Origin of the sequence: Novosphingobium beihaiense (assembly GCF_022832375.1) — a bacterium.
GTDB lineage: Bacteria > Pseudomonadota > Alphaproteobacteria > Sphingomonadales > Sphingomonadaceae > Novosphingobium > Novosphingobium beihaiensis.
On sequence record NZ_JALHLG010000013.1, the window covers coordinates 76397 to 103125 of the forward strand.

Below are 26729 nucleotides of genomic sequence, written 5' to 3' on the forward strand. Positions count from 1 at the left end.
AGCGTCCAGATTGCGGGCACCGCGCCCGCGATATGTCTGGGATGATGGAAGCGAAACTTACCTCAGGTCTGTCGCCCCCGCGCAGGCGGGGGCCCCGCTATTTTTCCTGCGCCATGCCAGCCAAAAGCGGGATCCCCTGTCCTGAGCCTGTGTCGAAGGGCGCGGGGATGACGAGGAATGGTGATGCGACCCTCGCTTACACCGCCACTTCGATCGTATCGCCCTCGATCCGCACTTCGTAAGTCTCGATCGGCATCGTCGCGGGCGGATTCATCGGGTTGCCGGTTTCCAGATCGAAACGCGCGCCGTGGACCGGGCAGGAAATCCAGCCCGCGCGCACGCGGCCGCATTCCAGCGTTTCATAGGCATGGCTGCACAAGTTGCGTACGGCGAAGATCGTATCCTTCGTGTTGACAAGAATGACGCTCACGCCGTCGATCTCGACCACTTTCTTGCCGCCGGGGGGGACCTCTTCCAGCTTGGCCGCCGCGACGAATGTCTTTTCGCTCATGGGTGTTCTTCGACTTTCCGCAATTTCCATCACTGCCGGAGACCCCGGCGTTTCGCCCTCCGCCCTGCGGCGCGGGCCGCCACGGCGCAAGGCTATCGGCGCTGCCAGAGCAGGGCCAAGCAAGTTGCAGTACCCCGGCGGTCATTTCTAGGGCAAGCCGTGGACGCGATAAGACACGCCGATGGCCTCATATTTTCCGATAAAGCAGGCGGCCAAAGGGGAGAGTGCAGTGACGGCTGGCGAAAGCTTCGATGTGGTTGTGGTGGGATCGGGCGCGGCAGGGGCCATGGCGGCATTGCGCGCGGCGGACCACGGGCTGAAAGTGCTGATCGTGGAGAAGGCGCAGAAGTTCGGCGGCACATCGGCCACTTCGGGCGGGGTCATGTGGATTCCCAATCACCAGCTCGATGGCGATCAGGGAGACAGCCGCGAGGCCGCGCTGGACTATCTGGATGCCACGATCGGCGTGCCGGTGAACCGCGAAAGGCTCGAAGCTTTCGTAGATGAAGCGCCCAGGATGCTGAATTTCCTGAAATCGACCGGCGTTGCCGTCATGGCGGCGGCCTGGCCGGACTACTTTCCCGGCAAGCCCGGCGCGCGGGCTGACCGCTCGATCGTGGTGCCTACGTTCGACGGGCGCAGGCTGGGGGATGAACGCTATGCGCTGATGCGCGAGCAGTACAACCGCTTCAAGCTGTTCCGCCGCTATGCGATGGACCTGACCGAGACGTTCACGCTGATGATGCAGTCCAAGGGCTGGCGCGGCACGGCGGCGAAGATCGTCGGCCGCTATTGGCTGGACCGCGGCAGCCGCAAGGTCTCGCATCGAGACCGCCGTTTCACGCAGGGCGCGGCGCTGATGGGCGCGACTTATGAGCAGGCGTTTAGGCGCGGTGTCGAACTGCGCATGGAAACCGGGCTGGATCAGTTGCTGGTGGATGAGGGCGGGCGCGTCACCGGCGTGGAAGTCTCCAACTATGGGCGCAAGTACCGGATAGAGGCGCGCCACGGGGTAATCCTGGCGGCGGGCGGGTTCGAATGGAATCAGGAACTGCGCGACCGGTTCTATCCGATCCCGGGCCTGACGCGCCATTCCTCCACCCCGGAGGACGGCAATCGCGGCGAAGCCCTGATTGAGGCGGAGAAGATCGGTGCCTCCACCGAACACACCGAGCAGGGCTGGTGGATCCCGACCATGACGCTGCCGATGCCGGGGGCATCGAACTTCCACGAAATCCATCAGGCCGCTTTCGATGTCGGCCGCCCGTGGAGCGTGGTGGTCAACCGCAACGGCGTGCGCTTCGTGGACGAGGCCTGCGGCTATGACCAGTTCGGGCAGGCGATGGTGCGCGATCATCTGGCCACTGGCGCGAACTGCCCGTGCTGGCTGATCTTCGATGCCAAGTTCCGCAAGAAATTCAGTGCGGGCGGGCTGATGCCGACCGTCCACACGCCTGAGCACAAAGTGCCCGCCGATTGGTGGGATCACTACGTCTTCCGCGCCGATACGATCGAGGCCTTGTGCGCCAAGACCCATCTGCCGGTGGAGGCCGTGACTAAAGTCGTCGCCAATATGAACGCCTATGCCGGGACCGGTATCGATCCCGAATTCGGGCGCGGCATGAACCCTTACGATCAGATGTTCGGCGATCCCGCCTCGACGCCGAACCCCAATATCGGCCCGATCGATACCGCGCCTTACTACGCGGTACCGATCAACAACGGCGATCTCGGCACCAAGGGCGGCTTGCGCTGCGATGCGCGGGCGCGGGTGCTGGACCAGCAGGGCAATCCCATCGCCGGGCTCTATGCAGCGGGCAACAATGCGGGGACGCCGTTCGGCGATACTTATCCGGGCGCCGGAGCGACTATCGGCCCAGCCATGACATTCGGTTATGTCGCGGCGAACGATATCGCGGAGCGTTCCGCCAACCAGCGGGCGGGCTGATCGGCGCATTTACACACACGTCATCCCCGCGAAGGCGGGGATCCCGCTTTCTCCGCGCGGGATAGAAGAAAAGCGGGGTCCCCGCCTTCGCGGGGACGACGAAGGGAGGAGCAAGGGAAGACATGCAAGGCAAAGTAGCGATCGTCACCGGCGCGGCGGGCGGCATTGGCGAGGCCTGCGTGCGGGCGCTGGGCGCAAAGGGCGTCAAAGTGCTCGGCACCGGGCGCAATGCGGCGAAGCTGCAAGCGCTCAAGCAGGCGCTCGAAGGGGTGATGGCGTTCGATTTCGTCGCTGCCGATGCCACGGCGGACGAGGCGCCCAAGGCCATCGTGCAGGGCGCGATAGAGAAATTCGGCCGCCTCGATATCCTCGTGAACAACGCCGGTTCGTTCAATTTCGGCCCCGTGGACCAGACGACCGACGAGATGCTCGACGAAGTGATCGGTATTTCGATGCGCGCCCCGTTCCGCCTCTGCCGCGAAGCGCTGGGCGTGATGGGCGAGGGGTCCTCGATCCTGTTCATTGGCTCCACCTGGGGTATTTTCGGTACGGTGGCAGGCGGGGCTTATTCGATGGCCAAGGCCGGGCAGATCGGCCTGATGCAGACGATGGCCGCCGAATATGGCCCGCGCGGCATCCGCTCGAACTACGTCGCGCCTACCGTGGTGCGCACGGAAATGACCGACGCGTTCTGGGATCTCGATTTCTTCCGCCGGGGCAACCACGAATTGACCCCGATGAAGCGCGATTGCACCGCCATGGACATCGGCAACATGGTGGCCTTCCTCGCGTCGGACGAGGCGGGCTTCGTCAACGGGCAGACCATTGCGGTGGATGGCGGCATGTCGACCACGCGCTATGTTGCGCCCGAAGCGCTCGCCGCGGTACGCCAGTAGTTCGCGAAAGCCAGGATCGCACCGGCGATTGCGCAGGCGCGCGGTGTTGTCGTGGCTGCGCTCTTGCGCCTAACGGTCCTGTCAAAGGACCTTGAGAGGCGCTGTGCTGATGCAATTCGAATGGACTGAGGAACAGGACGCGTTCCGGCACAAGATCCGGGACTTCCTCCATGCCAATCTGCCGGACGACTGGGAGAAGTTCTCCGAACACGGCCCGGCGTCGCCGGCGCTGACGGCCTTTGCCCGCGAATTCTGCGTGAAGCTGGCCGATGCCGGTATCCTCTTCCCGCACTGGCCGGAAGAGATGGGCGGCGAAGGTCTGGGCCCGTGGGAACAGCAGATCCTCGCCGAGGAAATGTGGATCGCGGGCGAGCCGCGCGGCGGTCAGTACATGAACGTCAACTGGATCGGCCCGACGCTGGAAAAGTACGGCACGGATGAGCAGAAAGCACGCTATCTGGAGCCGATCACCAAGGGCCAGTCGCTGTGGTGTCAGGGCTTTTCCGAGCCCGATGCCGGGTCCGACCTTGCGAGCCTGCGCACGCGCGCCGAACTGAAGGACGGCCACTATGTGATCAACGGCCAGAAGATCTGGACCAGCTACGCCGGGTTGGCGGACACCTGCTTCCTGCTCACCCGCACGAGCGAAGACAAGAAGCGCGGCATCACCATCATCCTGGTGCCGATGGACACGCCCGGCATCACGGTGCGCCAGATTCCTTCGCTGATCGGCGAAGGCGATATCCATGAAGTCTTCTTCGACGATGTGACGGTGCCCGAAAGCGCCCGCTTCGGCAACGAGGGGCAGGCGTGGGAAATCGTCGGCTATTCGCTCCGCAACGAGCGTCTGGGCATTCCCCGCTTCACGCTGGCCCGCGCCGCGCTCGACCGGGCGGTGCAGATGCTGAAAGCGGCGGGCGATTTCGACAGCGATTTCGTCAGGATCGAGGCAGCACGCTGCGCGGCGCTGTGCGAGGCGGCGGGCACGGCGAACTACGCCGTCGTCCAGCGCCGCGTCGATGGGCTGGCGATCGGTTCGGAGTCCAGTTCGGCGCGCTATGCCACGGTCATGGCCGAGCGCGCGGTGTGCGAATTCGTGATCGAGTTCCTGCCCGAAGCGCTCGCGGGCGCCTCGCCCTATCTCAAGATGCACCACCAGCGCGGCATCGTTGCCGGTGTGGCTGCCGGTTCCGCTGAAATCCAGCTCAACATCATCGCCAGCGACGTGCTGGAACTGCCGAGGGAGCCCCGCTGATGTCCGCCATTCACAGCTCCCCGCGCCCGTTCGTCCCGAGCGAAGTCGAGGGACATGTTCGAGCGCAGCGCCTCGGCTTCGCGCGGCCAAGTGTCTCGACTGCGCTCGACACGAACGGGGGGAACTGACATGCAGCTTTCGCTCAACGAGGACCAGACGCAGATCCTCGATTTCATCGACAGCCTCGCCAAGCCCTATGCCACGGTGCCGATGCACGACGTGTCGCTGGCGCTGGAATCGGCGGAACTGGACGAGGCGCTGGTCGAGAACGGTTTCCTCGATGTCATGGCGGTCGAGGAATTGGGGCCTGTCACGGCGGCGCTGGTGGTCGAAAAGCTCGCGCGTTTGCCTTTCGCGGTGGAAGCGGCGGCCTCGGCGATGGTGCGCCCGCTGATCGATCCCGAGCTGCCACGTCCGCTCTGCCTGATGGAAGAGGGCAAGACCCGCAAACCACTGCGCTTCCTGCGCCCCGGCGCGAGCGTGGTTGTGGTCGGCCCGTCGGGCGTGAAGAGCTTTACCGCCACCGAAGAGATGATCGCACCGGCTCAGGAAGACACGCTTTACGGCTATCCCGTGGCGTTCCTGACCGCGCTGCCCGATGCCATGACCGCGCACGACGCCGATGCGGCGGAGATCACGCGGGCATGGCGCGTCGCCATGGCGGCGGAAGCGGCGGGCCTGCTCGGCGCGGCGCTGGCCAGCACGGTGACCTATGTCTCCGAGCGCAAGCAGTTCGGGCGCCCGCTCGCGACCTTTCAGGGGATGCGGCACCGTCTGGCCGAAGATCAGGTGATGACCAATACCGCCTACTGGATGGCCATGCGCGCGGCGGGCACCGGCTCGCAGGCGGATGCGGCGATGGCGCTCCACCATGCGCAGGAGGCGGCCAAGCGGGTATGCTATGACTATCATCAGTTCCTGGGCGGCATGGGCATGACCCTGGAGCATCCGCTGCACTTGTGGACCTACCGCCTCAAGCTGCTCACCGCCGAACTCGGCGGGCGCGGCGCGCAGGGGCTGGCAGCGGCTGAGGCGCTATGGGGGTAACGCGGCGCCGGTTTTGGCGTTCCAAAATCGTCATCCCCGCGCAGGCGGGGATCCATCTCCTGGGTCGTCGTTTTACGCAGCGTTACGAGCTGGATTCCCGCCTACGCGGGAATGACCGGCATTAGGTAGCAAGCGCAGAACCTGATGCCGCCTCTACGGAGGCAATGATGGAACTCACGACAGAACAGATTGATGGCCGGACTCGCCTTCGTGGAGAAGGTGGGGCAAACGGTGCAGATGAACAATTTGTTGAGATTTTTTGGAGGCGTGCTTCTCAGCTCGCTCATAGTTGTCATCACTATTTCGCGGCTCGCCGTCGAAGTGATTGGGGCCTCAACAGCGCCAGACGACTACGATGTGTTGAAAAGGAGGATGCCAGCAATGCTTAGCTGGCTCTTCTCTACTCCTTGGTGGGCTCCGACAGCGCTACTTTTTGGTGGAGCAGGGATAGCTGCCTGGCTGATTTGGACCGCAACCAAGAGTGCTGCGGCCAAAGAAATGGAACATCATTCAGCGCTTGATGAAAAGGCCATCAAAAACACTGTCGCAGCGGCAATCGACGAACTTATAGCCACGCGCATTCAATCAGAATTATCCATGCATTCGCAAGACGAAAGATTGGTCAAACTGGAAAGCGAAATCCGCGACGCAAGTAGCGTTGCGAAATCCGCAGTTGAGATTGCCGGAAATCGCTTTGAGAATATAGGAATGGATATTCGATCTCTGGAGGATCAGATTGCGGCGACAAAGCGCCAGTGGGATGAATGGACCCATCAGCATTGTCGCAATCAGGACCAGCGGTTTTCTTGGGTTGATGCCGGGTTCACGGCTATCCTGCACCGTGAGCGCCTGACGGTTCTAGCGGAGAAGATAGAAGTCGCAGCTGAGGTGCTCCTAGCCCCTCGCAACGGCGGCACCATCGACAATTGGGACAATTGGGCGACTATTCGCCTGCAGTGGCAGTCTGACCTGAGCGGATGGCTTGAGCTTGCCGACATTCACAGAACCGGAGTGAGTGACAAAGTATTGAACATCAGCGGCGACGCTCTCGAAGGCAACTGGCCTGAGCCGGACGGGATTTTCCCTGATGCCACCACGGCGCTTGCCTACCGAAGGGTGGCCAAGACGTTTGATGTTTTCCGGTCCGAGCGAGATATGGTTGACCGCGCAGTGATCGCAGCCGCCTACGGCAACCCGTCGATGATGGCTAACCCTCGATTGCTCAAATCCGAAGATCTGTAACGCCCACGGCCTCTAGACATTGCAGTAAGAATGCAGCGGTAAATCCGCCCCGGCTGATCTTGTTGTTGAGGTTGCGCTCATTCTCAGTGACGCCAATCGCGCTCAGCTTTTCGGCAAGCTGAGCATAGGTCACCCCCTTCCGCTTCAACTCAGCTTTCAGGAGATTTTTCGCACGCGTTTCAAACTCGACAGTCGCGGGATCGGCCTTAGCCATAGGAGGCTCCAAATATCATCATTTTCGATGATATACACCCTTGACTTTGGATATGTAAACCATCAGATATTGTGCATTACATCACCGGATACGATGATATGGCACAGCACTTCCTTCTTTCGAGCAAAGCGCGCACTCTCAGCCTCAAGACCATCTATCAGATGGGTGAGGACAAAGCGTATGCCATGTTCCGTAACCTGCGCTGGCAGCAGGCGGATGGCGAGCCGATCTGCCCGCGCTGCGGCTGCCTCGATGCCTATGACATTTCAAGTCGCCGCAAGTTCCAGTGCAAGGCGTGCGGCCATCAGTATTCCGTCACTTCGGGGACGATCTTCGCCGGACGCAAGTTGAGCTTCACCGATCTTCTGGCCGCCATCATGCTGTTCGTGAACGGCGCGAAGGGCGTTTCCGCGCTCCAGATGAGCCGCGACCTCGATGTTCAGTACAAGACGGCTTTCGTCCTGGCGCACAAGCTGCGCGAGGCGATGGCGCTTGAGGATGCCGGGCAGACCCTTGCAGGCGAAGTCGAGGTTGATGGCGCCTATTTCGGCGGCCACGTTCGCCCCGCCAACGAGAAAGAGAACCGCCGCGACCGCCGCCTTGCCATCAACCAGAGCGGCAAGCGTCAGGTCGTTGTTGTTGGTCGTGAGCGCGGTGGCGAGAGCATGGTTGTAGTTGCCAAGAGTGAAGCCAAGGGCGGTGAGGTCATCGCGGCCAGTATCCACCACATGAGCACCGTCCATGCTGATGAGGCTTCGCATTGGGACGATCTGCACGCCAAGTTCGATACCCGGCGCATCAATCACTCGTTGTCGTATTCGGACGGCATTGCCTGCACCAATCAGGCTGAGAGCTTCTTTTCCCGTCTGCGCCGCATGGAAGTCGGCACGCACCACCGTATCGCGGGCAAGTACCTCCACTCCTATGCGGCAGAGGCTTCGTGGCGTGAGGATAACCGCCGTGTGAGCAACGGCGGGCAGGCCATGATGGTGGCGGGCGCCGCAATGGCGTCGCGCGTTAGCCGTCAATGGAAGGGCTATTGGCAGCGCGCAGCTTGATGGACATGCTACCTACCGAGAGAATCGGAGGCAGCATGTCAGAGATATCGGCGCTTATCTACGTCATGCAGTCGGCAAAGGCGGCGCATGACGTTGTCTCGTCCATCGTTGGACTCCGCATTTCGGGTGAAGTCGCGGGAAAGATTGCAGAGGTCAACAAACACCTCGTCGAGATGACCGAGAGACTTCTCGCGGCTCAACATGAGAATGCGGCGCTGATTGCTCGTATACGCGAGCTTGAAGAAGAAGCAGTGCGCACGAAAGCAAAGCATGGCGAGCTTGAAAACTACGAGATGAAAGACGTAGGGCATGGCGCGATCGTTTATGCGGTGAAGCCAGGTCATAAGATCGGCGAACCAGCGCATTGGCTTTGCCCAAATTGTTTCGCGAACAATCATAAGTCCATCCTCCAGCGTGATCAGCATTTTAGCGTTGGTTGTGAAGCGTATGTCTGCCCTCGCTGCAAAGCAGACGTGATGGCCAGCAAAGGTTGCCATCCGGGCAGCAATTGAACCGGAGATACGGCGCTTGCGACTATAGCCTACCTCAGCGCCCAGCGCCGGGGCTTCCCCTCAATCCGCACAACGCCGCATCCAACTTTCTTGGACAGGGCTTTGTTGATTGGTCCCACAAGCGCCTTCACGCCTGCGCGGCTGCAATCCCCATCTGGATCAAAGGCAATGGCCCTTTCGGCAATCTCAAGCGAGGTTAGCGGCCTGTCCGCCTTGCGCAGGACTTCGAGGTAAATCCGTATTCCGATCCCGCGCCCACGCCAGCGGCTATACGCCGGGGAAACGGGCTTGATCTGCGAAACGTCGAAGCCTTCCGCAAAGGCATCTATGCTTGCGGCAATGTGACCAGCCAGCGCGCGGATGCGATCTGCTTCCTGCTCGTGACGCTCAGCCTCCCCGATCAACCGGGCATATTTACGCTTCAAAGCGCTCACAACATGGGTTTCAGCCATGCTGCAGGTTAGCGCAGAGCAGAGCTCATGGCCTCGGCTTTCCTTCTGCGCTTGCTACCTAATGCCGGGAATGACGAATGAGGTTGATACCGGAGTTCGTTCCTCCAGCGTCTCTTTCCGCATTTCCCCACGGCGGTATCGCCATCGCTGCGGTGATTGCAGGCCCCGTGCGGGTCCTCCGGACTGGCCTTCTTCCGGTGCTCCATAGTACCTCACACGCCTGCAAAGCGGAGAGGAACAGGCATGAGCGATACCGATCTTCTTGATCTTGGCGGCCAGGTTGCCGTCGTCACCGGAGGCGGCCAGAACGCGGGCCGCGCGATTGCGCTGGAGCTGGCGCGGCACAATGCGGGCGGCATTGCCGTCAACGATTTCGTGCCCGAACGCGCCGAGGCGGTGGCCGAGGAAGTGCGCGCCATGGGCGTGCCTGCGCTCGCGGTGCCGTTCGACGTGTGCGATCTGGAGGCCGCCAAGGCCGCAGACGCCGCGATCAAGGACAAGCTGGGCGCGGCCACGGTGCTGGTGAACAATGCCGGCATGGCGGGGCCCGGCGGCTCGCTGCGCCCCACGAAGAACTTCTGGGAGGAAGACCCGGAGAACTGGCAGCGTTATCTCGGCACCAATCTCTACGGCGTTTACAACTGCAGCTACGCTTTCATTCCCAACATGGTCGAGGCGAAGAAGGGGCGGCTGGTGACGGTCGTTTCGGATTCGGGCCGCATTGGCGAGCCCAAGCTGGCGGTCTATGCCTCGGCCAAGGCGGGGGCGCAGGGCTTCGTGCGCTCGGTGGCCAAGGAACTGGGACGCTACAACGTGACGGCCAACTGCGTCTCGCTCTCCGCGCTGATGCCCGACATGCCCGAGGAGAAGCTGGCCGAACTCATGGCGACCGACCAGACCAAGGCGATGATGGCGCGCTACACCATCCGCCGTTTCGGCAAGTCGGCGGATGTGGCGGCGCTGGTCACGTTCCTGTGCTCGGATGCCGCTGCGTGGATCACGGGCCAGACCTATCCGCTCAACGGCGGTTACGCGCCGTCGATGTAAGCAATAGAGCCCTCTCTCCTTCAGGGGAGAGGGTTGGGAGAGGGGACGTGCGTAATCTCCCCTCTCAACATCGGCTAACACCCTGCGGGTGCAAGTCTTCGTATCTCTCCGCTGAAGGGGAGAGAGGCGGTACGGTCTTGCCGGACCACCCGGTAGAAAACACCGGCCGCAGCGGTTGACTTCACGCCCGGCAGTGACGATCCTCCTCCGGTATTCGGGCCGCACGGTTCCGGGGAGAAATCATGTCATCCACTGTCTATCACGCACCCGGCACGGTCGAGGATGCTGTCGCCTTGCTTTCCGCCGATCCCACGGCGCGGCCCTTGGGAGGCGGCACCGATCTGATCGTGCAGATGCGCTCTGGGCGGCTCAGTCCCGGGGCTATCGTCGATCTCAAGCGGATCGAGGGGATGAGCGGCGTGCGGCGCCTCGGCGATGCCTTCGCGATCGGCGCGGCGACGCCGTGCACCGCGCTCAAGGCCGATGCTGCGCTGGTGGCCGCATGGCCGGGCGTGGTCGAGGCGGCGAACCTCATCGGATCGGTGCAGGTCCGCAACCGCGCGACGATGGCGGGCAACGTGTGCAATGCCTCCCCGGCGGCGGACAGCGTGCCCGCGCTGGTGGCGGCAGGGGCGGTCTGCGTGATCGCCGGGCCGCAGGGCCTGCGCGAGATGCCGGTGGAGGCCGTCCCCGCCGCCCCCGGCAAGACTGCGCTCGCGCCGGGCGAATTCGTGGTCGAAATCCGGCTTCCGCCGAAACCGGCAGGCGGCGGCGATGCCTATCTGCGCTCGATCCCACGCACCGAGATGGATATCGCGGTTGTCGGGGCGGGCGTCAGCCTCGTGCTCGATGGCGAGGGAACCTGCACGTCCGCGCGTGTGGCGATGGGCGCGGTCGGCCCCACGGTCGTTCTGGTCGAGGAAGCGGGTGCCGCGCTTGTCGGCACCCGGCTTGAGGACGATGCGCTCGCCGCGCTTTCCCAGGCAGTGCAGGCCGCCAGCAACCCTATCGACGACAAGCGCGGGAGCGTATCCTACCGCAAGGCCATGGCAGGCGTGCTCGCCCGCCGCGCCGCCCTGATCGCCGCCCGCCGCGCCGGAGAAAAGGCATGAGCAAGATCCACGTTTCCACCACGCTCAACGGCGATGCCGCCGAGTTCCTGTGCGAGCCGACCAGTTCGCTGCTCGATGTCCTGCGCGATACCATGGGGCTGACCGGCTCCAAGGAAGGCTGCGGCTCGGGCGACTGCGGCGCCTGCACCGTCATGCTCGATGGCGAGATGGTCTGTTCCTGCCTCGTGCTCGCGCCCGAGGCCGAGGGGCGCACGATCGCCACGATCGAGGGCGTCGCCGAAGGTTCGGTGCTGCATCCGGTGCAGCAGAAGTTCCTCGAACACGCGGCCTTGCAGTGCGGCTTCTGCACGCCGGGCTTCATCGTCGCCGCCAAGGCGTTGCTGGACCGCAATCCCAATCCCACCGAAACCGAAGTCCGCTATTGGCTCGCGGGCAACCTGTGCCGCTGCACCGGCTATGACAAGATCGTGCGCGCGGTGCTCGATGCCGCCGCGGACCTGAGGCAGGAAAGGACGCCCGCATGAACGCGCCCGAAACCATGAAGCCCTTCCGCCATGTCGGCACGCGCCCGGTGCGCCCGGACGGCGTGGACAAAGTTACCGGCAGGGCGCTCTACGGCCCCGACTTCAAGGCGCCGGGAATGCTCTGGGGCGCGATCTTGCGCAGCCCGCATCCGCACGCGCGGATCGTCTCGATCGATACAAAAAAGGCCGAGGCATTGCCCGGCGTGAAGGCCGTGGCAACGGGCCGGGATTTCCCGACGCTGGAATCGCTGGTCATGCATGTGGGCGAGGGGGCTTCGGATATCGTCGATGTCTCGCACAACTGCCTCGCGTTCGACAAAGTGCTCTATGAAGGGCACGCGGTGGCCGCCGTGGCGGCGGTCAGCCCGGAGATCGCCCGCGAGGCGCTCGGCCTGATCGCGGTGGAGTACGAGGAATTGCCTTTCGTGCTCGGCGTGGAAGAGGCGCTGGCGGAGGGCGCGCCGGTGCTGCACGATACGGTCTTCACCAAGGGCGTCGAGCCTCGGCCGGACAAGCCCTCCAACGCCGCCATGCGCGTGGAGATGGGCGGCGGCGATGTCGAAGCGGCGCTGGCCTCGGCGGCGGCCACGGTCTGCGAGCGCTATGCGCTGGAGCCGGTGCATCAGGGCTATATCGAGCCGCACGCCTGCGTTGCCTCGTGGAACGGGGACGGGCAGGCGCAGATCTGGTGTTCCAGCCAGGGGCACTTCGCGGTGCGTGCGCTTACGGCTTCTGTGCTGGCGATCCCGCAGGCGGATATCCGCGTCATGCCGCTGGAGATCGGCGGCGGGTTCGGCGGCAAGACCACCATCTATCTCGAACCGGTGGCGATGATGCTCTCGAAAAAGTCGGGCCGCCCGGTGCGGCTGGCGATGACGCGTGAGGAGGTCTTCCGCGCATCCGGCCCGGCGCCGGGGGCGGTGATCGACGTGCGGCTGGGCGCGGATGCCGAGGGCACGCTGGTCGCGGCGGAGGTGGAGTTTCTCTATCATTCGGGCGCTTACGCGGGCAGCGATGCCGGTTCCGGTGTCGCCAGCGCCATCGGGCATTACCGCATCGCCAATACCCGCGTGGTCGGTACCGAAGTGCTGTGCAACCGCCCGGCGGCCAAGGCCTACCGCGCACCGGGCGCTCCGCAGGTGAACTTCGCGGTCGAAAGCGCGATGGACGAACTGGCGCGCAAGCTCGGCATCGATCCGCTGGACTTGCGGCTGAAGAATGCCGCGGCGCAAGGCGATCCGCAGACTTCGGGCCTGCCCTGGGGGCGGATCGGCTATGTCGAATGCCTTGAAGCCGCAAAAGCGCATCCGCACTGGTCGGCGCAGCTGGGCCCCAATCAGGGCCGGGGCGTCGCGGGCGGATACTGGGGCAATTACGGCGGCCCCTCCACGGTGAATGTCTCGGTGGCCGAGGATGGCACGATCACCGTCGCGACCGGCAGCCCCGATATCGGCGGCAGCCGCGCCTCGATGGCGATCATGGCCGCCGAAGTGCTCGACGTGCCCTATGAGCAGGTGCGCAGCGTGGTGGCCGATACCGCCTCCATCGGCGTCTCGATGGTCACGGGCGGCAGCCGCACGACCTTCGCCACTGGCATGGCGGTGGTGCAGGCCGCCGAAGAGGTGAAGCGCCTCCTGTGCGAGCGCGCGGCGCGGATGTGGGGTGTCGAGGCCGGTCAGGTGGAATGGCGCTCCGGCGCGGTCGTCTGCACGGACGGCGCCAAGCAGGGGCAGGCGATGACGGCGGCGGCGATTGCGGGAAACTCGCTCCATTCGGGCGGCCCGGTCGCGGCCGTGGCGGCGCTCAGCGCCAAGGGTTGGCTGCCGGGCTTCGGCGTGCATATCTGTGATACCGAAGTCGATCCCGAGACCGGGCATGTGAAGATCGTGCGCTACACCGCGGTTCAAGACGTCGGCACCGCGATCCACCCGGACTATGTCGAAGGGCAGATTCAGGGCGGCGCGGCGCAGGGCATCGGCTGGGCGCTGAACGAGGCCTATATCTACGGGGCGGACGGCAGGCTCGATAATGCGGGCTTCCTCGATTACCGGATGCCGGTGGCCTCCGACCTGCCGATGATCGAGGCCGTCATGGTCGAAGTGCCCAATCCGGCGCATCCTTACGGGGTGAAGGGCGTGGGCGAAGTGCCGATCGTGCCGCCGCTTGCGGCTGTCGCCAACGCCATCCACGCGGCCACCGGCCAGCGCCTGCGCGATCTGCCGATGGCGCCGGACAAGGTCTACGCCGCGCTGCACCCGGAAGGCTGAGGCCGTGCGCGTGGTGGTGATGCCGCCGTTCGACAAGGAGTTCTTCGGCACCGATCGGCTCGATCTGGCGCCGCACAATCTGTTCGACCTCACCGAAAAGCTGGACGCGCTCGCCCCCGGCTTCGCCGCCATCGCCCGTCCGCGGGTGCACTATGCCGTCGATGGCGAACTGGAAACCGACTGGACGCGCGATCTCTCGCAGGCGCGCGAAGTGATCGTGCTGCCGCGCGTGGGCGGGGGCTGAACCCGTGGCCGTGACGTTACCCTTCCGCCGGATCGAACCGTTCGGCGTGGAACTGGATTTCGACCTGTCGCAGCCGCTCGCCCCGTCGCTGGCCTATCATTTCGGCGAACTGCTGCGCGAGCATGGGGTTGTGGTGGCCGTGGGGCATCGGATTTCGGACGAGGCTCTCGAAAAGCTCTGCGCCTTGCGGCCCGGAACGCGGGTGCAAACTGCGCCGGATGATGGAGGCGTTGTGCGGTTCACCCGTGAGAATGGCGATGTGCTGGAGCGGCCTTGCAGCACGGGCGATGTGATCTTTTGGGATGAAGGCTGGATATGGGGTTAATTCATCTCTGATCAGAAGCATCCGTCTGCAAATGTGACTTCTCATTGCCGATCAACAAGTCAGTCATGAACTTGAGCAATTCTATACCAAGCTCTGATGGTGCCTCGACGTAGCGGACCGCTGGATAAAAGCTGTGAGGTGCAAAACCGATACCGAATGCGGAAACCTCAATCTCTTTTTTGCATATCAAACTGTCAACAACATCTCTCAGATGATCACTGAGATAATGTGCACCATTTTCGTTTAGCGTCGAGTCATCGACAGGAGCACCATCCGAAAGAACGATGAGGATTTTTCGTTTTCTCGCGATATTGCGAAGCCGGGACTCTGCCCATTCTATGGCTTCTCCATCGATGTTTTCCTTTGGCAGATCGGCCCTCAGCATCTGGCGATACACCCACCCCCCAGTACAGGCACGATTGTCGTCGGCATCGCGATAGATGATATGCAAAAGGTCATTTAGCCGGCCGGGATTTTTTGGTTTAAACCGCCATTTCCAGCGCTTGCGTGATCGTCCTCCACGCCATTGAGACGTGGTGAAACCAAGAACTTCGCAACCAATGCCCAACGTGGCGAGAAATTCCTGCGTGAGGTCTGCAGTAGCTGCGCTGAAGAGCATCTTCTGGCCGCGCATCGAACCGGACTGATCGAAGAGCAAAGATACCACAGTGTCCTCTCTCTGCTCTCGGGAGATTTGAGTACGTATTCGCTCAGCGAGTTGATTGCTGGCGACGTGCAACTTGGTTTTCCAAGGCAGGAGGCCAGTCTGTAACTCGCCCCAGGCTTCGTTGAGCTTTTCCTCATCTTTGGCCGACAGTGGCCCTAATACGGTGTCCAACTCGCTGGCATTCACAACCCTGTCGAACTTGGTTGTGTAAGCGTAATACGTGGACGTCTTGCCGTGTTGCTCATTCTGCATGCAGGTAGCTTTGCGTCATACAGTGCTATCGTCAACGTCAGCTTCCCAAAAGGAAGAGAGCATTCCAATTTATCCCCGCGCGCCGCGCTGGAACAGGCGCTGGGGGCAGAGCGCATAGCTCGGATCGTTCGCGCCCTGGCCCAGGGTGCCGCCGCCGTCGAAGGGGCGGCGCAGTTTGAAGTCGTAGGTCACCACGCGCTTGGAAAAGCGCCATTGGCCGTCAGTGCAGCGGCGGTAGTTGTCGATGTAGCGCACCGCCATGAAGTCCTCTTCCTGTCCGCCTTCGCGGGTGGGGATGAGGTGCCAGGCGAGGGCATAGACTTCGCCGCTGGCCACGTCGCCCTCCACCGCGATCAGGTGGTTGCACAGGTGATGGCCGGAATAGGGCATGTAGGGGAACGATCCGGCGATGAACTTGCAGTAGTCCTCCGCCGAACCGTCGAAGCTGTCGCCGTGGGTGTCGGTGGCGTCTTCGGTGTAGAGGTCTTTCAGCAGTTCGATGTCCTGCCGGTCGATCGCGCGCGCATAGAGCAGCGCCAGTTCGCGGATCGCTTCCTTGTCGATCACGTCCTGCAGGGCCTTTTCGTCGATAGCCATGTGTCTCTCCCTACTTATGAAACTTTCCAGTGCTGCGTAATCGAAGTCCAAATTCTCATGCACCGCCTTTTGTCTTCGTCATTGCGAGCCGCCGAAGGCGGTGCGGCAATCCAGTGCGGTTCATGCTGCCCTGGATTGCTTCGTCGGCTTTGCCTCCTCGCAATGACGAACAAGGACGGCTCAAAGGGGGGAATTCCAGATTTGCCGCATCAAAGCAGCGCGCCGCCGTCGACCGGATAGACCTGCCCGGTGATGAAACTCGCCCGGCCCGATGCCAGGAACGTCACCATCGCCGCCATTTCCTCCGCCGAGGCGAAGGGCCTGCCCACGAAAGTGCGGCGCTGGCGGATGGCGCGGTCTTCCTCGCTCACGCTCGCCATGCCTTGCGCGAACAGGCCGCTTTCCGGGTGGAAGCGGCTGCCGGTGCTGAGCGCGGCCGGATCGGTGGGGATCGTCGCGTAAGGGGCCACGGCGTTCACGCGGATGCCGTGCTGGCCCACTTCCTTGGCCAGCACCACGGTGAAGCTGTGCACCGCGCCTTTCGCCGCCGAATAGACCGGCAGCATGTAATCTCCCACCAGCCCGGCGGTGGAACCCAGATTGACGATGGCGCCGGTCTTGCGGGCGATCATGCCGGGCAGCACGGCGTGCGTCATGCGCAGCACCGTGCCGAAATTGAGATCGATGTCGGCCATCCATTTTGCGGGATCGGAATCGGCGAAGAAGCCCTGATCGACATTGCCGCCCACGTTGTTGATGAGCACGTCCACCGGGCCGAGTGCTTCGGCGGCGCTCAGGATTTTCGCAGGCGAGGCGGGATCGAGCATGTCGGCGGCCACGAACAGGGCATCGGGTGCGCCCCGGGCCTTGCAGTCCGCCACGAGCCTTGCGCCCGCTGCCGCGTCACGCCCGACCGCAACGACTTTCGCGCCTTCGGCGGCAAGATCGAGCGCGACGGCGCGGCCGATGTTGGCGGTGGCGCCGGTGACGATGGCCACCTTGCCCTGCAGTTGGAAATCCATGGCTCCGCTCCCGAACGGTGTGTCCGTACAGGAGCTATGACGGCGGGCGGCGGGGGGCAAGCCGCAGGGGCGATCAACCGGAGAGGGAGGTTTCCGGGCCTGGCCGGATCAGCGGCGGGACGTGCGGATGCAGCGCATCGGGCCATCGCTGCCGTCTTCGGCGATCTGGCGCAGGAACCCTTCGGAGATGCGGTGGAGCGTGAAGCCCTTGAGCTTGCCGCCCGTCATCACCACGCGGTCTCCGGTGTAGAGATAGCTGCCCCGGATGCCGCCTGCCTTGTAGCTGGAGGCATTGACGATTCGAAAATGGTAGCCGGGCATGGGCGTGCCGGTGGGGCCGCCCGCATCGCCCGGCAATTCGCAGGTATAACTGCCCAGCGCCAGCGTCCCGATCCGGCCGCCCGGCATGAGCGGGGCGTGCGTGCGTGCGGCGCAGGCGGAGAGTGCCGGAACCCCCGCGGCAAGCAGGATTGCGGCAAGCAGGGCGGAACGGGGTGCCGTCAGCGGCTTGGGGGCGGGCTTCATGACGCATCAGCTAGCACCGGCGCGAAGCAATTGCCATGCCCGCCCGCCTCGTCTAAGGGCGCAGGCTTTCAGGGGCGGTTCCCGGCGAGCGGGCCGCCCGAGGCACAAGCTCTTTCCCATCGAAGGCACAACCCATGAAGATCAGCGGCGTCGACATTCGTCCCGGTAACATTCTCGAATACGAAAACGGCATCTGGAAGGTCGCAAAGACGCAGCATACCCAGCCGGGCAAGGGCGGCGCCTTCATGCAGGTGGAAATGAAGAACCTGATCGACGGCCGCAAGACCAACGTGCGCTTCCGCAGCGCCGACACGGTCGAGAAGGTCCGCCTCGACACCAAGGACTTCCAGTTCCTCTATGCCGAGGGCGACCAGCTGGTGTTCATGGATATCGAGAACTACGAACAGATCCAGCTTCCCGCAGACCTTCTGGGCGAGGCCGCCGCGTTCCTGCAGGATGGCATGCAGGTTCTGCTCGAACTGTGGGAAGAACGCCCCATCTCGGTGCAGTTGCCCGAACAGGTCGAAGCCACGATCGTGGAGGCCGATGCGGTAGTCAAGGGACAGACAGCTTCGTCCAGCTACAAGCCCGCCGTACTCGACAACGGTGTGCGGGTGATGGTTCCGCCCCATATCGAAAGCGGCACCCGCATCGTCGTCGACGTGTACGAGAAGACATACATTCGAAAGGCAGACTGATATGCGGACAATAGCAAAGATCATGACTTCGGCGGCGCTGGCGGGGGCTTTGATGAGCACCGGCGCGCTGGCGGCCCCTGCTGCCAAGGCTCCGGTCAAGGCCGGCGCAGGCAAGGCCGAAGTTCAGGATGCGATGCTATACCTGAAAGTGCTGATCAGCGGCCTTCAGTCGGACAAGGTCGAACAGCCGGTGAAGGGCGCCCTGGTGGGCTGCCTTTACAATAACTCGCTCGGCAAGATCACCGATTCGATGGAAAAAGTGATCGCCGAGAACCCCGGCAAGATTCACAAGGACAATCCCAGCGAGCTGCTGGGATTGATGGTCCGCATTTGCGGTTTCAATCCGCAGACGGAAGCGAACAACGCGGCCAAGGGCCGCTAACCCAGAAAAGACCGGACCCGGTCCGGCAGCAGGAGCAAGAACAGGTCATGGCCGCAATTTCCGGTCTTATTCGCGTCATGGAAAAGGCTGCCCGCAAGGCGGGCGGCCGTCTGCGCCGCGATTTCGGCGAAATCGAACACCTGCAGGTGAGCCGGAAAGGGCCATCGGATTTCGTCTCGAAAGCCGATGAAGCCTCGGAGCGCACGATCTGGGACGAACTGCGCGCCGCGCGGCCGGACTGGGGCTTCCTGTTCGAGGAAGCGGGCGAGATCGAGGGCGATCCGGACAAGCCGCGCTTCATCGTCGATCCGCTCGACGGCACCACCAATTTCCTGCACGGTATTCCGCACTTCGCGATCTCGATCGCGGTGCAGGAGCCGCGGCTTGACGGGAAGGGCTGGGGCGATATCACGGCCGGACTGATCTATCAGCCGATCACGGACGAGAGCTACTGGGCGGAAAAGTCGCGCGGCGCCTGGCTGCACGATGCGCGTCTGCGTGTCTCTTCGCGCCGCCATCTGGACGAGAGCCTGATCGCCACCGGTATTCCCTTCCAAGGGCATGGCAATGCGGGCGAGTGGACGAAGATCTACCACGGACTGGCGCCGCAGGTGGCGGGTATCCGCCGCTTCGGCTCGGCCGCGCTCGACCTCGCATGGGTGGCCGCGGGCCGTTACGAGGGCTTCTGGGAAGCCGATCTCAAGCCCTGGGACACGGCGGCGGGCTGCCTGCTGGTGCGTGAGGCCGGCGGTTTCGTGTCCGACTGGAAAGGCCGTTCGGCGCCTTATTGCGACAAGGAAATCCTGGCGGGCAACGATGCGCTGCATTCGCGCCTGCACAAGATCGTCGTCAACGCGCTCAAGAACTGAGCTTTCCACCCGTTCGCATTGCCTTCGGAGCGCTTGGCCGTGCAGGCGGCCGGTGTCTCCGAAGTGCCATGCAACTGACGCGGTAGTTTCCCTGTTCGGGCCTATCGGTGTTCCGCATGGGACACAGGGGCTGGGTATTCACCGTTGCGGCGATATGCGCTGCGTTTGGGCCGTGCGCGGCGCATGCACAGGCGGAGGCTGCGGTTGCCGTGCTGGCACCTGCGGCAGGCCCGCCTCCCGATTTCGATCTGGGCGCTGCCGTGCAGTCTGCCGCCACGATCAGGGCGGTGGACGGGGAACGTCTGAATGGCCTGCACCAAGAGGATGCGCCCCGGCCGCGGAAAGTGAAGATTCGCTGGCGATACCAGCCGGTTGAGGGTGGTCCGCGCTTCGAAGTGGGCACTTACGGTTCGCGCAAGGGCGTGATGAAGTCCAGACTGCTGCACGTCGCGATGGACTGGACGTTCTGAAATACCGCGGGCTTTCCGCAACATTCGCACTGCATGCACACAGACCTCTTGAATGCCGGAGAACGCACGGCTAAGCGAGCCCCTCGGATTTCCGTGCCCCTGTGGCGGAATGGTAGACGCGAACGACTCAAAATCGTTTGTCGCAAGACGTGCCCGTTCGAGTCGGGCCAGGGGCACCAAGGCCGGGACGGGCATAGGCCGCGACGGCTGCGCCGCGAATCATGGCTTGCGGAGTTCCCGGTGCGGGCATAGCCTACGGTTCCATGAAATCGCTTCCGCTTGCTGTACTTGCAGCTCTCGCCGTCCTCCCCGCCACCGCTGAGGCCGATACCGTGCAGGACGCGATCGCGTCCGACATGCCCGGTCTGATGGAGACTTACCGCGATCTCCATTCGCATCCCGAGCTCAGCTTTCAGGAACTGCGCAGCGCCGCGATCATGGCGAAGGCCGCGCGTGAAGCGGGCTTCACCGTCACCGAAAAGGTCGGCAAGACCGGCATTGTCGCGGTGCTGGAGAATGGCCCTGGCCCCACTGTGCTGATCCGCGCGGATATGGACGCCCTGCCGGTAACCGAACAGACCGGGCTGCCCTTCGCTTCGAAACAGCGCGGGGTTTCCACGGCGGGGGTGGAATCGGGGATCATGCACGCCTGCGGGCACGATACCCACATGACCGCCTGGATCGAGACCGCCCGGCTGATGGCGGCGCGCAAGGCGGACTGGTCGGGCACGCTGGTGATGGTGGGCCAGCCTGCCGAGGAAATGGGGCTGGGCGCGCTGGCGATGCTCAAGGACGGGCTCTACACCCGCTTTCCCAAGCCGGACTATACGCTGGCCTTTCATGATACGCCCGAACTGCCTTCGGGCGTGGTCGGCGCGGCCAAGGGCTGGGCGCTCGCCAATGTCGACAGTGTCGATATCCTGGTGAAGGGCGTGGGCGGCCACGGGGCCTATCCGCACATGACCAAGGACCCCATCGTGCTGGCAAGCGCGATCGTGATGAAGCTGCAGACGCTCGCCAGCCGCGAGATCGATCCGCAGGACCCGGTGGTGGTGACGGTCGGATCGTTCCATGCAGGCACCAAGCACAATATCATTTCCGATCACGCCAAGCTGGAACTGACCGTGCGCAGCTATTCGGATGCAACGCGCGCCAAGCTGCTGTCCGGCATCAAGCGCATTGCAAAGGGCGAGGCGATCGCCTCGGGCCTGCCCGAAGACCTGATGCCCGAAGTGACGGTGAAGGAGCCTTATACCCGCTCCACCTATAATTCGCCCGAATTTACGCAGGAGGCTATCGCTTACCTGCAGCAAAAGATGGGCAAGGACCGCGCCGTCATCACGCCTTCGGTGATGGGGGGCGAGGATTTCGGTGAGTTCCGCCGGGCGGATGCGGATCACATCAAGTCGATCATCTTCTGGGTGGGCGGCTCGCCCGCGGAGAAGATTGCCGCGGCCAGGGCAGGCGGCGCGCCGCTGCCTTCGCTGCACAGCCCGTTCTGGGCGCCCGAGGCGGACAAGGTGATCGCGGGCGGATCGCAGGCCCTGACGCTGACGGCCATGCGGCTGATGGCGAAGTGAAGCGGGGGGGCTGTGTAAGAATATCCGACGCTCCGGGCAGGGGATTCCGCGGTATCCGGCCCGAAATACGGCTCATTTTTTAGGCGCTGTCAGCTTTACCGACATTTTACGCCTTTGGCCTAGTCAGCTTCCCGAGCCCTTCCGGGGCCTGGAGGATGACGCAGCAGACGATGATTCGTCTTTTCAAACATTACATTCCGCACGCCGTTGTCCTGCTGTGGCTGGTCGACGTGCTGCTGCTGGTCAGCGCCAACGAAATGTCCTGGCGCCTGCGGGCGGAGCAGATCGGCATGGATCCCGGGCAACTGGAGAGCCGTCTGGGCATGCACGCGGCTTTTGCCAGTGTCATTGTGCTCTCGATGGTGGCGGTGGGCGTCTATGGCGCGGATGCACTGCGGTCCATGCGCTTTGCTGCGGCGCGCCTGCTGGTGGCGATTTCGCTGGGCGTGATCGTGCTGTCCTTTGCCGATTTCCTGGTGGGCTCTCAGAATTTCTGGCGGTCGACGCTGGCCTATTCGATGGGTTTTGCGATTGTCCTGCTTGTGCTCAACCGCCTCATTCTGGGGGGCTTCCTGGGAACATCGGCCTTTCGCAGGCGGGTTCTGGTGCTCGGCGCCGGACACCGGGCCCAGCGCTTGCGGGTGCTCTCGGAACGGCCGGAGAGCGGCTTTGCCATCGTTGGCTATATCGGCATGAGCGAGGCGGCCCCGATCGTCGAGGAAGCAATTCCGCGTTCGGCCATTCCTAACCTTGCCCGCTTCGTCGAAAATCTGGGCGTCAGCGAAGTGGTGCTGGCGCTGGAAGAGCGGCGCAATTCACTGCCTCTCAAGGACTTGCTGAGGATGAAGACGGAAGGTCTTCATATCAATGAGTTTTCCAGTTTTCTGGAGCGGGAGACCGGCCGGGTCGATCTCGATACGGTCAACCCGAGCTGGCTGATCTTTTCCGACGGGTTCTCGTCCGGGCGGGCGATTTCCAGCGCCGCCAAGCGGCTGTTCGACATTGCCGCCAGCGCGCTGCTGCTGGTGCTGACGGCGCCGGTTATCGCGCTGTTTGCCCTGCTGGTGAAGATCGACAGCAAGGGGCCGGCTTTCTACCGCCAGTCGCGCGTGGGGCTGTTCGGCGAGTCATTTGACGTGATCAAGCTGCGCTCGATGCGCACCGATGCCGAAGCGTCCGGCGCCAAGTGGGCGGAAAAGAACGATCCGCGCGTGACCCGTGTGGGCAAGTTCATCCGCAAGGTCCGCATCGACGAGCTGCCGCAGGCCTGGACCGTGCTCAAGGGCGAGATGAGCTTCGTCGGGCCTCGGCCGGAGCGGCCCGAGTTCGTTTCCGATCTGGAAGAGCAGTTGCCCTATTATGCGGAGCGGCACATGGTGAAGCCGGGCATCACCGGCTGGGCGCAGATCAACTATCCCTATGGGGCGTCGCTGGAAGATTCGCGCAACAAGCTCGAATACGATCTCTATTACGCCAAGAACTATACGCCTTTCCTGGATTTCCTGATCATCCTGCAGACGCTGCGAGTGGTCCTGTGGAGCGAGGGCGCGCGCTGATGGAGCAGGGGGGCGCCGGTATCTGGAGCACTGTCGGGGTCGCTTTCGACCTGACGGGCGCGATTGCGCTGGCGAGCCTGGCCATCTGGCTCTGGCCCCGGCGCGCGGGCTTCGGGCATGCCGGAGCGCTGGTTCCGGCGGCGGTGTTCGTGACTGCGGGCTGGTGCCTGACAGTCGTTTCCGCTTCCGCATCGGGGGCGGGCGGTTTCCTGCCGATGGTGGCTGAAAGCGCGCGCAACCTGATCTGGCTCGCTGTCGTCTACCGCCTTTTCGCAAGCGATGGCCGCCATGCCAGCGTGGCGCCGATCCGTCCGGTAATTGTGGCGCTGGCCTTCGTGGAAGTGCTTCACCTTGGCGTCGGCTATTCGCTGTCGCGGGCCGCACTGAACAACGACGTCATGCGGCTCATGTTCGATTTCAACGTCATGTTCCGCCTGCTGGTCACGGTCGGCGGGTTGGTGCTGGTGCACAATCTCTATGCCGGGGCCCCGCGCGAGGCGCGCCCGGCGCTGCGCTGGCCGGCCACGGGGCTGGCCGTGCTCTGGGCGTTCGATCTCAATCTCTACACGGTCGCTTATCTCGGGGGGCACTGGCCGGTCGAAATCGCCGCCTTCCGGGGACTCGCTACACTCGTGATGACCGGGTGCTTCGCGCTGGCGGCGGCGAAGAACCGCGATTTCCTGCGTCTGCGGCCCTCGCGCGCGGTGACGTTCCAGACCTTCTCGCTGCTGGTCATCGGGTTCTATCTGGTGGCGATGGTCGCCGTGGCGCAGTGGCTCTCCTATGCCGACGGCAATTTCGCGCGCCTGATCGAACTGGTGTTCCTGACGCTGGCAAGCGCCGTCGCGCTGGTGGTTCTGCCTTCGCGGCGGGTGCGGGGCTGGCTGAAGGTCATGCTGGCCAAGCACTTCTTCCAGCACCGCTATGACTACCGCGAGGAATGGCTGCGCTTCACCCGCACCATCGGCAGCCGCGGCCCGGATGCGCTGCCGCTGGGTGAGCGCGTGGTGCAATCGGTAGCCGATGTCTTCGAAAGCCCGGCCGGACTGCTGCTGACGCCGGGCGAACAGGGCGACCTCACGCTTGCCGCGCGGTGGAACTGGCCGGAAGTGGAAGTGCCTGCCGCCGCCTTCCCGCTGCAGGCCCAGGCGTTTTTCGAGCGCACCGGTTACATCGCGGACCTCGACGATACACGGGCCGGCATGGCGCTGCCGGATGCCGATGTGGATCTTCCGGCGTGGCTGACGGACGATGCGCGGGCCTGGGCGCTGATCCCGCTCATTCATTACGAGCGCCTCGTCGGCATGGCCGTGCTGGCCCGCCCGCAGATGGTGCGCAAGTTCGACTGGGAGGATTTCGACCTCCTGCGCGTGATCGGTCAGCAGGTCGCCAGCTATCTGGCCGAGAATGCCAGCCAGCAGGCGCTGGCCGAATCAAGCCGCTTCGAGGATTTCCACCGCCGCATCGCTTTCGTGATGCACGATATCAAGAACCTCGCCAGCCAGTTCAGCCTGCTCGCCCGCAATGCCGAGCTTCACGCCGACAAGCCGGAGTTCCGTGCGGACATGCTGGTGACGCTGCGCAATTCCTCGGAAAAGCTGAACGCCCTGATCGCGCGCCTCTCGCGCTATGGCAATGGCGCGGTGGACAAGCTGGAGCAGGTTCCGGCGGGCGATGTCGCCGCTTCGGTCATGGAGCGTTTTCGAGCCAATCCCCAAGTGGTGCTGGCGCAAACGCAGGACGTGACCGTGACCGGAAACCGCCATTCGCTGGAACAGGTGCTGGTCCATCTCGTGCAGAACGGCATCGATGCCAGCAGCCCGGAGAGCCCGGTGTTTCTGTCGCTGACGGTGGAGGGGCTGACAGCGCGCTTCGAAGTGCTCGATTCCGGCTGCGGCATGAGCGCGGACTTCGTGCGCAACCGCCTGTTCAAGCCGTTCGTCTCCACCAAAAGCGGGGGCTTCGGCATCGGCGCTTTCGAAGCGCGCGAACTGGTGCGGGCGATGCGCGGCCGCCTTGAAGTGGAATCGCGCGAAGGACTGGGATCGCGGTTCCTCGTCTATGTCCCGATCGCCGCCGCGACCGATATTTTCCAGAACATCACCAGCCAGGACCAGAAGGTGGCATGATGACCGAGACCCGCCCCAAGCTCCTCGTCGTGGAAGACGATGCCGGGCTGCAGGCCCAGCTCAAGTGGGCCTATGAGGACTTCGATGTCCTGATTGCCGGAGACCGCGCCTCCGCGCTGACGCTGCTGCGTGCGGAAATGCCCGATGTGGTGACGCTCGATCTGGGCCTGCCGCCCGATCCCGATGGTGTGACCGAAGGCTTCGCCGTGCTCGATGAGATCATGGCGCTCAAGCCCGATACTAAGGTGATCGTCGCCTCCGGCCACGGCGCCCGCGAAAGCGCTCTGCAGGCGATCGCGCGCGGGGCCTATGACTTTTACCAGAAGCCCGTCGATATCGATGCGCTGGGCCTGATCGTGCGCCGCGCGCTTCAGCTCCACCGGCTGGAGGACGAGAACCGCCGCCTTGCCGCCAAAGTGGAAAAGGACGAGAAAGTCCTGGGCCGCATGATCACCGCCGCGCCGGAAATGGTACGTGTGGCCCGCACCGTCGAGCGTGTGGCCAACACCAATGTCTCGGTCATGCTGCTGGGGGCCAGCGGCACCGGCAAGGAATTGCTGGCGCGCGGACTGCACGATGCCAGCGGCCGCGCGAAAGGCGAGTTCGTGGCGATCAACTGCGCCGCGATCCCCGAAAACCTGCTCGAAAGCGAGCTGTTCGGGCATGAGAAGGGTGCATTCACCGGCGCGGTGAAGACCACGCCCGGCAAGATCGAGCAGGCAGGCGGCGGTACGCTGTTTCTGGACGAAGTGGGCGATATCCCGCTGCAATTGCAGGTGAAGCTGCTGCGCTTCCTGCAAGAGCGGGTGATCGAACGCGTCGGCTCGCGCGAATCGATCCCGGTGGACACGCGCATCGTTTGCGCCACGCACCAGAACCTGGAAGCGATGATCGCCGACGGGCGGTTCCGCGAGGATCTTTACTACCGCCTGGCCGAGATCGTGGTGAAGATCCCTAGTCTGGCAGAGCGGCCCGGGGATGCCACGCTGCTCGCCAAGGCCTTCCTCAACCGCTACGCCAAGGAGATGAACCCGCGTGTGCGCGGCTTCGCCGCCGATGCGCTGGCCGCGATCGATGCCTGGCCCTGGCCCGGCAATGTGCGCGAACTGGAAAACCGGGTGAAGCGCGCGGTGATCATGGCCGATGAAAAGCTCGTTAGTGCCGCCGATCTCGATCTGACCGAGCCGGACGAGCAAATGATCAAGGCGCTCAACCTCAAAAGCGCGCGCGAGCATGCGGACCGCAAGGTCATTCGCCATGCGCTCGCCCGCAGCGAGGGCAACATTTCCAGCACGGCCAAGATGCTGGGGATCAGCAGGCCCACTCTCTATGACCTGCTCAAGCAGTACGATCTGCAACCCTGATCC

28 protein-coding genes and 1 tRNA gene are annotated in these 26729 nt (G+C 63.6%); 22 read left to right on the plus strand and 7 right to left on the minus strand.

The window, feature by feature from the left end:
- Positions 1-196 precede the first annotated feature (196 nt).
- Positions 197-511: a Rieske (2Fe-2S) protein gene (locus tag MTR66_RS10975; RefSeq protein ID WP_243920881.1), complete on the minus strand. Its 315-nt coding sequence runs from the start codon at positions 509-511 to the stop codon at positions 197-199.
- A gap of 229 nt (positions 512-740) precedes the next feature.
- Between MTR66_RS10975 and MTR66_RS10980 the strand changes: the two genes are divergently transcribed.
- From MTR66_RS10980 to MTR66_RS11000, 5 genes are all read left to right on the plus strand, one after another.
- Complete coding sequence (locus MTR66_RS10980) at positions 741-2459, plus strand: FAD-dependent oxidoreductase (protein ID WP_327194500.1); 1719 nt, start codon at positions 741-743, stop codon at positions 2457-2459.
- 122 nt (positions 2460-2581) lie between these two features.
- Positions 2582-3355 (plus strand): SDR family NAD(P)-dependent oxidoreductase, encoded by a 774-nt coding sequence (locus tag MTR66_RS10985; RefSeq protein WP_243920883.1) that lies wholly within the window; start codon positions 2582-2584, stop codon positions 3353-3355.
- Between the two features lie 109 nt (positions 3356-3464).
- A complete protein-coding gene (locus MTR66_RS10990; protein ID WP_243920885.1) occupies positions 3465-4610 on the plus strand; it encodes an acyl-CoA dehydrogenase family protein in 1146 nt (381 codons plus the stop codon).
- A 129-nt stretch (positions 4611-4739) separates the two neighbouring features.
- Positions 4740-5657, plus strand: a complete 918-nt coding sequence (locus MTR66_RS10995; protein ID WP_243920887.1) for an acyl-CoA dehydrogenase family protein — start codon at positions 4740-4742, stop codon at positions 5655-5657.
- Positions 5658-5849: 192 nt separating this feature from the next.
- Positions 5850-6899 carry a hypothetical protein gene (locus MTR66_RS11000; protein WP_243920889.1) on the plus strand — a complete coding sequence of 350 codons (1050 nt, stop codon included), beginning with the start codon at positions 5850-5852 and terminating at the stop codon, positions 6897-6899.
- Here the strand turns inward: MTR66_RS11000 and MTR66_RS11005 are convergent.
- Positions 6880-7113 (minus strand): DUF6471 domain-containing protein, encoded by a 234-nt coding sequence (locus tag MTR66_RS11005; protein ID WP_243920891.1) that lies wholly within the window; start codon positions 7111-7113, stop codon positions 6880-6882. The two genes, MTR66_RS11000 and MTR66_RS11005, sit on opposite strands and share 20 nt — an antisense overlap.
- Before the next feature lie 98 nt (positions 7114-7211).
- Here MTR66_RS11005 and MTR66_RS11010 point away from each other — a divergent pair, with 98 nt between their 5' ends.
- Together MTR66_RS11010 and MTR66_RS11015 are read left to right on the plus strand one after the other, a co-directional pair.
- Positions 7212-8171, plus strand: a complete 960-nt coding sequence (locus MTR66_RS11010) for an IS1595 family transposase (RefSeq protein WP_243920893.1) — start codon at positions 7212-7214, stop codon at positions 8169-8171.
- Between the two features lie 35 nt (positions 8172-8206).
- Entirely contained in the window at positions 8207-8683 is a 477-nt protein-coding gene (locus MTR66_RS11015) for a hypothetical protein (RefSeq protein WP_243920895.1), read from the plus strand.
- A 29-nt stretch (positions 8684-8712) separates the two neighbouring features.
- Here the strand turns inward: MTR66_RS11015 and MTR66_RS11020 are convergent, their stop codons facing one another.
- A complete protein-coding gene (locus MTR66_RS11020; protein ID WP_243920897.1) occupies positions 8713-9135 on the minus strand; it encodes a hypothetical protein in 423 nt (140 codons plus the stop codon).
- Between the two features lie 243 nt (positions 9136-9378).
- Here MTR66_RS11020 and MTR66_RS11025 point away from each other — a divergent pair, with 243 nt between their 5' ends.
- The 6 genes from MTR66_RS11025 (at position 9379) to MTR66_RS11050 (ending at position 14615) form a co-directional block, all read left to right on the plus strand.
- Positions 9379-10182, plus strand: a complete 804-nt coding sequence (locus MTR66_RS11025) for an SDR family NAD(P)-dependent oxidoreductase (protein ID WP_243920899.1) — start codon at positions 9379-9381, stop codon at positions 10180-10182.
- Positions 10183-10424: 242 nt separating this feature from the next.
- Positions 10425-11294, plus strand: a complete 870-nt coding sequence (locus MTR66_RS11030) for an FAD binding domain-containing protein (RefSeq protein ID WP_243920901.1) — start codon at positions 10425-10427, stop codon at positions 11292-11294.
- On the plus strand, positions 11291-11779 hold the full coding sequence (locus tag MTR66_RS11035) for a (2Fe-2S)-binding protein (protein ID WP_243920903.1): 489 nt from the start codon (positions 11291-11293) through the stop codon (positions 11777-11779). Before MTR66_RS11030 ends, MTR66_RS11035 begins: the two co-directional genes overlap by 4 nt.
- On the plus strand, positions 11776-14046 hold the full coding sequence (locus MTR66_RS11040; protein ID WP_243920905.1) for a xanthine dehydrogenase family protein molybdopterin-binding subunit: 2271 nt from the start codon (positions 11776-11778) through the stop codon (positions 14044-14046). The genes MTR66_RS11035 and MTR66_RS11040 overlap by 4 nt, the downstream gene beginning before the upstream one ends.
- A gap of 4 nt (positions 14047-14050) precedes the next feature.
- Complete coding sequence (locus MTR66_RS11045; RefSeq protein ID WP_243920907.1) at positions 14051-14290, plus strand: MoaD/ThiS family protein; 240 nt, start codon at positions 14051-14053, stop codon at positions 14288-14290.
- A gap of 10 nt (positions 14291-14300) precedes the next feature.
- Positions 14301-14615, plus strand: coding sequence for a TauD/TfdA dioxygenase family protein (locus MTR66_RS11050; RefSeq protein ID WP_243920909.1), 315 nt, complete (start codon positions 14301-14303; stop codon positions 14613-14615).
- Between the two features lies 1 nt (position 14616).
- On the opposite strand, the gene MTR66_RS11055 is transcribed toward MTR66_RS11050, so the two are convergent.
- The 4 genes from MTR66_RS11055 to MTR66_RS11070 form a co-directional block, all read right to left on the minus strand.
- Positions 14617-15534, minus strand: a complete 918-nt coding sequence (locus tag MTR66_RS11055) for a cobaltochelatase CobT-related protein (RefSeq protein WP_243920911.1) — start codon at positions 15532-15534, stop codon at positions 14617-14619.
- Positions 15535-15603: 69 nt separating this feature from the next.
- Positions 15604-16131: a nuclear transport factor 2 family protein gene (locus tag MTR66_RS11060; RefSeq protein ID WP_243920913.1), complete on the minus strand. Its 528-nt coding sequence runs from the start codon at positions 16129-16131 to the stop codon at positions 15604-15606.
- Positions 16132-16340: 209 nt separating this feature from the next.
- Entirely contained in the window at positions 16341-17153 is an 813-nt protein-coding gene (locus MTR66_RS11065) for an SDR family NAD(P)-dependent oxidoreductase (RefSeq protein WP_243920915.1), read from the minus strand.
- Positions 17154-17261: 108 nt separating this feature from the next.
- A complete protein-coding gene (locus tag MTR66_RS11070) occupies positions 17262-17678 on the minus strand; it encodes a hypothetical protein (protein ID WP_243920917.1) in 417 nt (138 codons plus the stop codon).
- Positions 17679-17812: 134 nt separating this feature from the next.
- Between MTR66_RS11070 and efp the strand changes: the two genes are divergently transcribed.
- The 9 genes from efp (at position 17813) to prsR (ending at position 26726) form a co-directional block, all read left to right on the plus strand.
- Positions 17813-18376 carry an elongation factor P gene (efp, locus tag MTR66_RS11075; protein WP_243920919.1) on the plus strand — a complete coding sequence of 188 codons (564 nt, stop codon included), beginning with the start codon at positions 17813-17815 and terminating at the stop codon, positions 18374-18376.
- Between the two features lies 1 nt (position 18377).
- Positions 18378-18758, plus strand: coding sequence for a hypothetical protein (locus tag MTR66_RS11080; RefSeq protein WP_243920921.1), 381 nt, complete (start codon positions 18378-18380; stop codon positions 18756-18758).
- A 47-nt stretch (positions 18759-18805) separates the two neighbouring features.
- A complete protein-coding gene (locus tag MTR66_RS11085) occupies positions 18806-19627 on the plus strand; it encodes an inositol monophosphatase family protein (RefSeq protein ID WP_243920923.1) in 822 nt (273 codons plus the stop codon).
- Between the two features lie 209 nt (positions 19628-19836).
- Positions 19837-20097: a hypothetical protein gene (locus MTR66_RS11090; RefSeq protein ID WP_243920925.1), complete on the plus strand. Its 261-nt coding sequence runs from the start codon at positions 19837-19839 to the stop codon at positions 20095-20097.
- Between the two features lie 95 nt (positions 20098-20192).
- A tRNA-Leu gene (locus MTR66_RS11095) sits at positions 20193-20276 on the plus strand.
- An 84-nt stretch (positions 20277-20360) separates the two neighbouring features.
- Positions 20361-21677 (plus strand): amidohydrolase, encoded by a 1317-nt coding sequence (locus MTR66_RS11100; protein ID WP_243920927.1) that lies wholly within the window; start codon positions 20361-20363, stop codon positions 21675-21677.
- Positions 21678-21847: 170 nt separating this feature from the next.
- Positions 21848-23233 (plus strand): TIGR03013 family XrtA/PEP-CTERM system glycosyltransferase, encoded by a 1386-nt coding sequence (locus tag MTR66_RS11105; RefSeq protein WP_243920929.1) that lies wholly within the window; start codon positions 21848-21850, stop codon positions 23231-23233.
- On the plus strand, positions 23212-25362 hold the full coding sequence (gene prsK, locus MTR66_RS11110) for an XrtA/PEP-CTERM system histidine kinase PrsK (protein ID WP_243920931.1): 2151 nt from the start codon (positions 23212-23214) through the stop codon (positions 25360-25362). The genes MTR66_RS11105 and prsK overlap by 22 nt, the downstream gene beginning before the upstream one ends.
- Positions 25362-26726, plus strand: a complete 1365-nt coding sequence (gene prsR / locus MTR66_RS11115; RefSeq protein ID WP_243921063.1) for a PEP-CTERM-box response regulator transcription factor — start codon at positions 25362-25364, stop codon at positions 26724-26726. Before prsK ends, prsR begins: the two co-directional genes overlap by 1 nt.
- Positions 26727-26729: the final 3 nt, after the last annotated feature.

What these genes read in the sequence shown, in the direction of transcription:
- MTR66_RS10995 (WP_243920887.1), top strand. Translation starts at nt 4,740, where the DNA reads ATGCAGCTTTCGCTCAACGAGGACCAGACGCAGATCCTCGATTTCATC.
- MTR66_RS11070 (WP_243920917.1), bottom strand. Translation starts at nt 17,678, where the DNA reads ATGAAGCCCGCCCCCAAGCCGCTGACGGCACCCCGTTCCGCCCTGCTT.
- MTR66_RS11035 (WP_243920903.1), top strand. Translation starts at nt 11,291, where the DNA reads ATGAGCAAGATCCACGTTTCCACCACGCTCAACGGCGATGCCGCCGAG.
- efp (WP_243920919.1), top strand. Translation starts at nt 17,813, where the DNA reads ATGAAGATCAGCGGCGTCGACATTCGTCCCGGTAACATTCTCGAATAC.
- MTR66_RS11065 (WP_243920915.1), bottom strand. Translation starts at nt 17,153, where the DNA reads ATGGATTTCCAACTGCAGGGCAAGGTGGCCATCGTCACCGGCGCCACC.
- MTR66_RS11080 (WP_243920921.1), top strand. Translation starts at nt 18,378, where the DNA reads ATGCGGACAATAGCAAAGATCATGACTTCGGCGGCGCTGGCGGGGGCT.
- MTR66_RS11005 (WP_243920891.1), bottom strand. Translation starts at nt 7,113, where the DNA reads ATGGCTAAGGCCGATCCCGCGACTGTCGAGTTTGAAACGCGTGCGAAA.
- MTR66_RS11010 (WP_243920893.1), top strand. Translation starts at nt 7,212, where the DNA reads ATGGCACAGCACTTCCTTCTTTCGAGCAAAGCGCGCACTCTCAGCCTC.
- prsR (WP_243921063.1), top strand. Translation starts at nt 25,362, where the DNA reads ATGACCGAGACCCGCCCCAAGCTCCTCGTCGTGGAAGACGATGCCGGG.
- MTR66_RS10975 (WP_243920881.1), bottom strand. Translation starts at nt 511, where the DNA reads ATGAGCGAAAAGACATTCGTCGCGGCGGCCAAGCTGGAAGAGGTCCCC.
- MTR66_RS11055 (WP_243920911.1), bottom strand. Translation starts at nt 15,534, where the DNA reads ATGCAGAATGAGCAACACGGCAAGACGTCCACGTATTACGCTTACACA.
- MTR66_RS10990 (WP_243920885.1), top strand. Translation starts at nt 3,465, where the DNA reads ATGCAATTCGAATGGACTGAGGAACAGGACGCGTTCCGGCACAAGATC.
- MTR66_RS11085 (WP_243920923.1), top strand. Translation starts at nt 18,806, where the DNA reads ATGGCCGCAATTTCCGGTCTTATTCGCGTCATGGAAAAGGCTGCCCGC.
- MTR66_RS11105 (WP_243920929.1), top strand. Translation starts at nt 21,848, where the DNA reads ATGATTCGTCTTTTCAAACATTACATTCCGCACGCCGTTGTCCTGCTG.
- MTR66_RS11040 (WP_243920905.1), top strand. Translation starts at nt 11,776, where the DNA reads ATGAACGCGCCCGAAACCATGAAGCCCTTCCGCCATGTCGGCACGCGC.
- MTR66_RS11100 (WP_243920927.1), top strand. Translation starts at nt 20,361, where the DNA reads ATGAAATCGCTTCCGCTTGCTGTACTTGCAGCTCTCGCCGTCCTCCCC.
- MTR66_RS10985 (WP_243920883.1), top strand. Translation starts at nt 2,582, where the DNA reads ATGCAAGGCAAAGTAGCGATCGTCACCGGCGCGGCGGGCGGCATTGGC.
- MTR66_RS11025 (WP_243920899.1), top strand. Translation starts at nt 9,379, where the DNA reads ATGAGCGATACCGATCTTCTTGATCTTGGCGGCCAGGTTGCCGTCGTC.
- MTR66_RS11000 (WP_243920889.1), top strand. Translation starts at nt 5,850, where the DNA reads ATGGCCGGACTCGCCTTCGTGGAGAAGGTGGGGCAAACGGTGCAGATG.
- MTR66_RS11060 (WP_243920913.1), bottom strand. Translation starts at nt 16,131, where the DNA reads ATGGCTATCGACGAAAAGGCCCTGCAGGACGTGATCGACAAGGAAGCG.
- MTR66_RS11020 (WP_243920897.1), bottom strand. Translation starts at nt 9,135, where the DNA reads ATGGCTGAAACCCATGTTGTGAGCGCTTTGAAGCGTAAATATGCCCGG.
- MTR66_RS11015 (WP_243920895.1), top strand. Translation starts at nt 8,207, where the DNA reads ATGTCAGAGATATCGGCGCTTATCTACGTCATGCAGTCGGCAAAGGCG.
- MTR66_RS11030 (WP_243920901.1), top strand. Translation starts at nt 10,425, where the DNA reads ATGTCATCCACTGTCTATCACGCACCCGGCACGGTCGAGGATGCTGTC.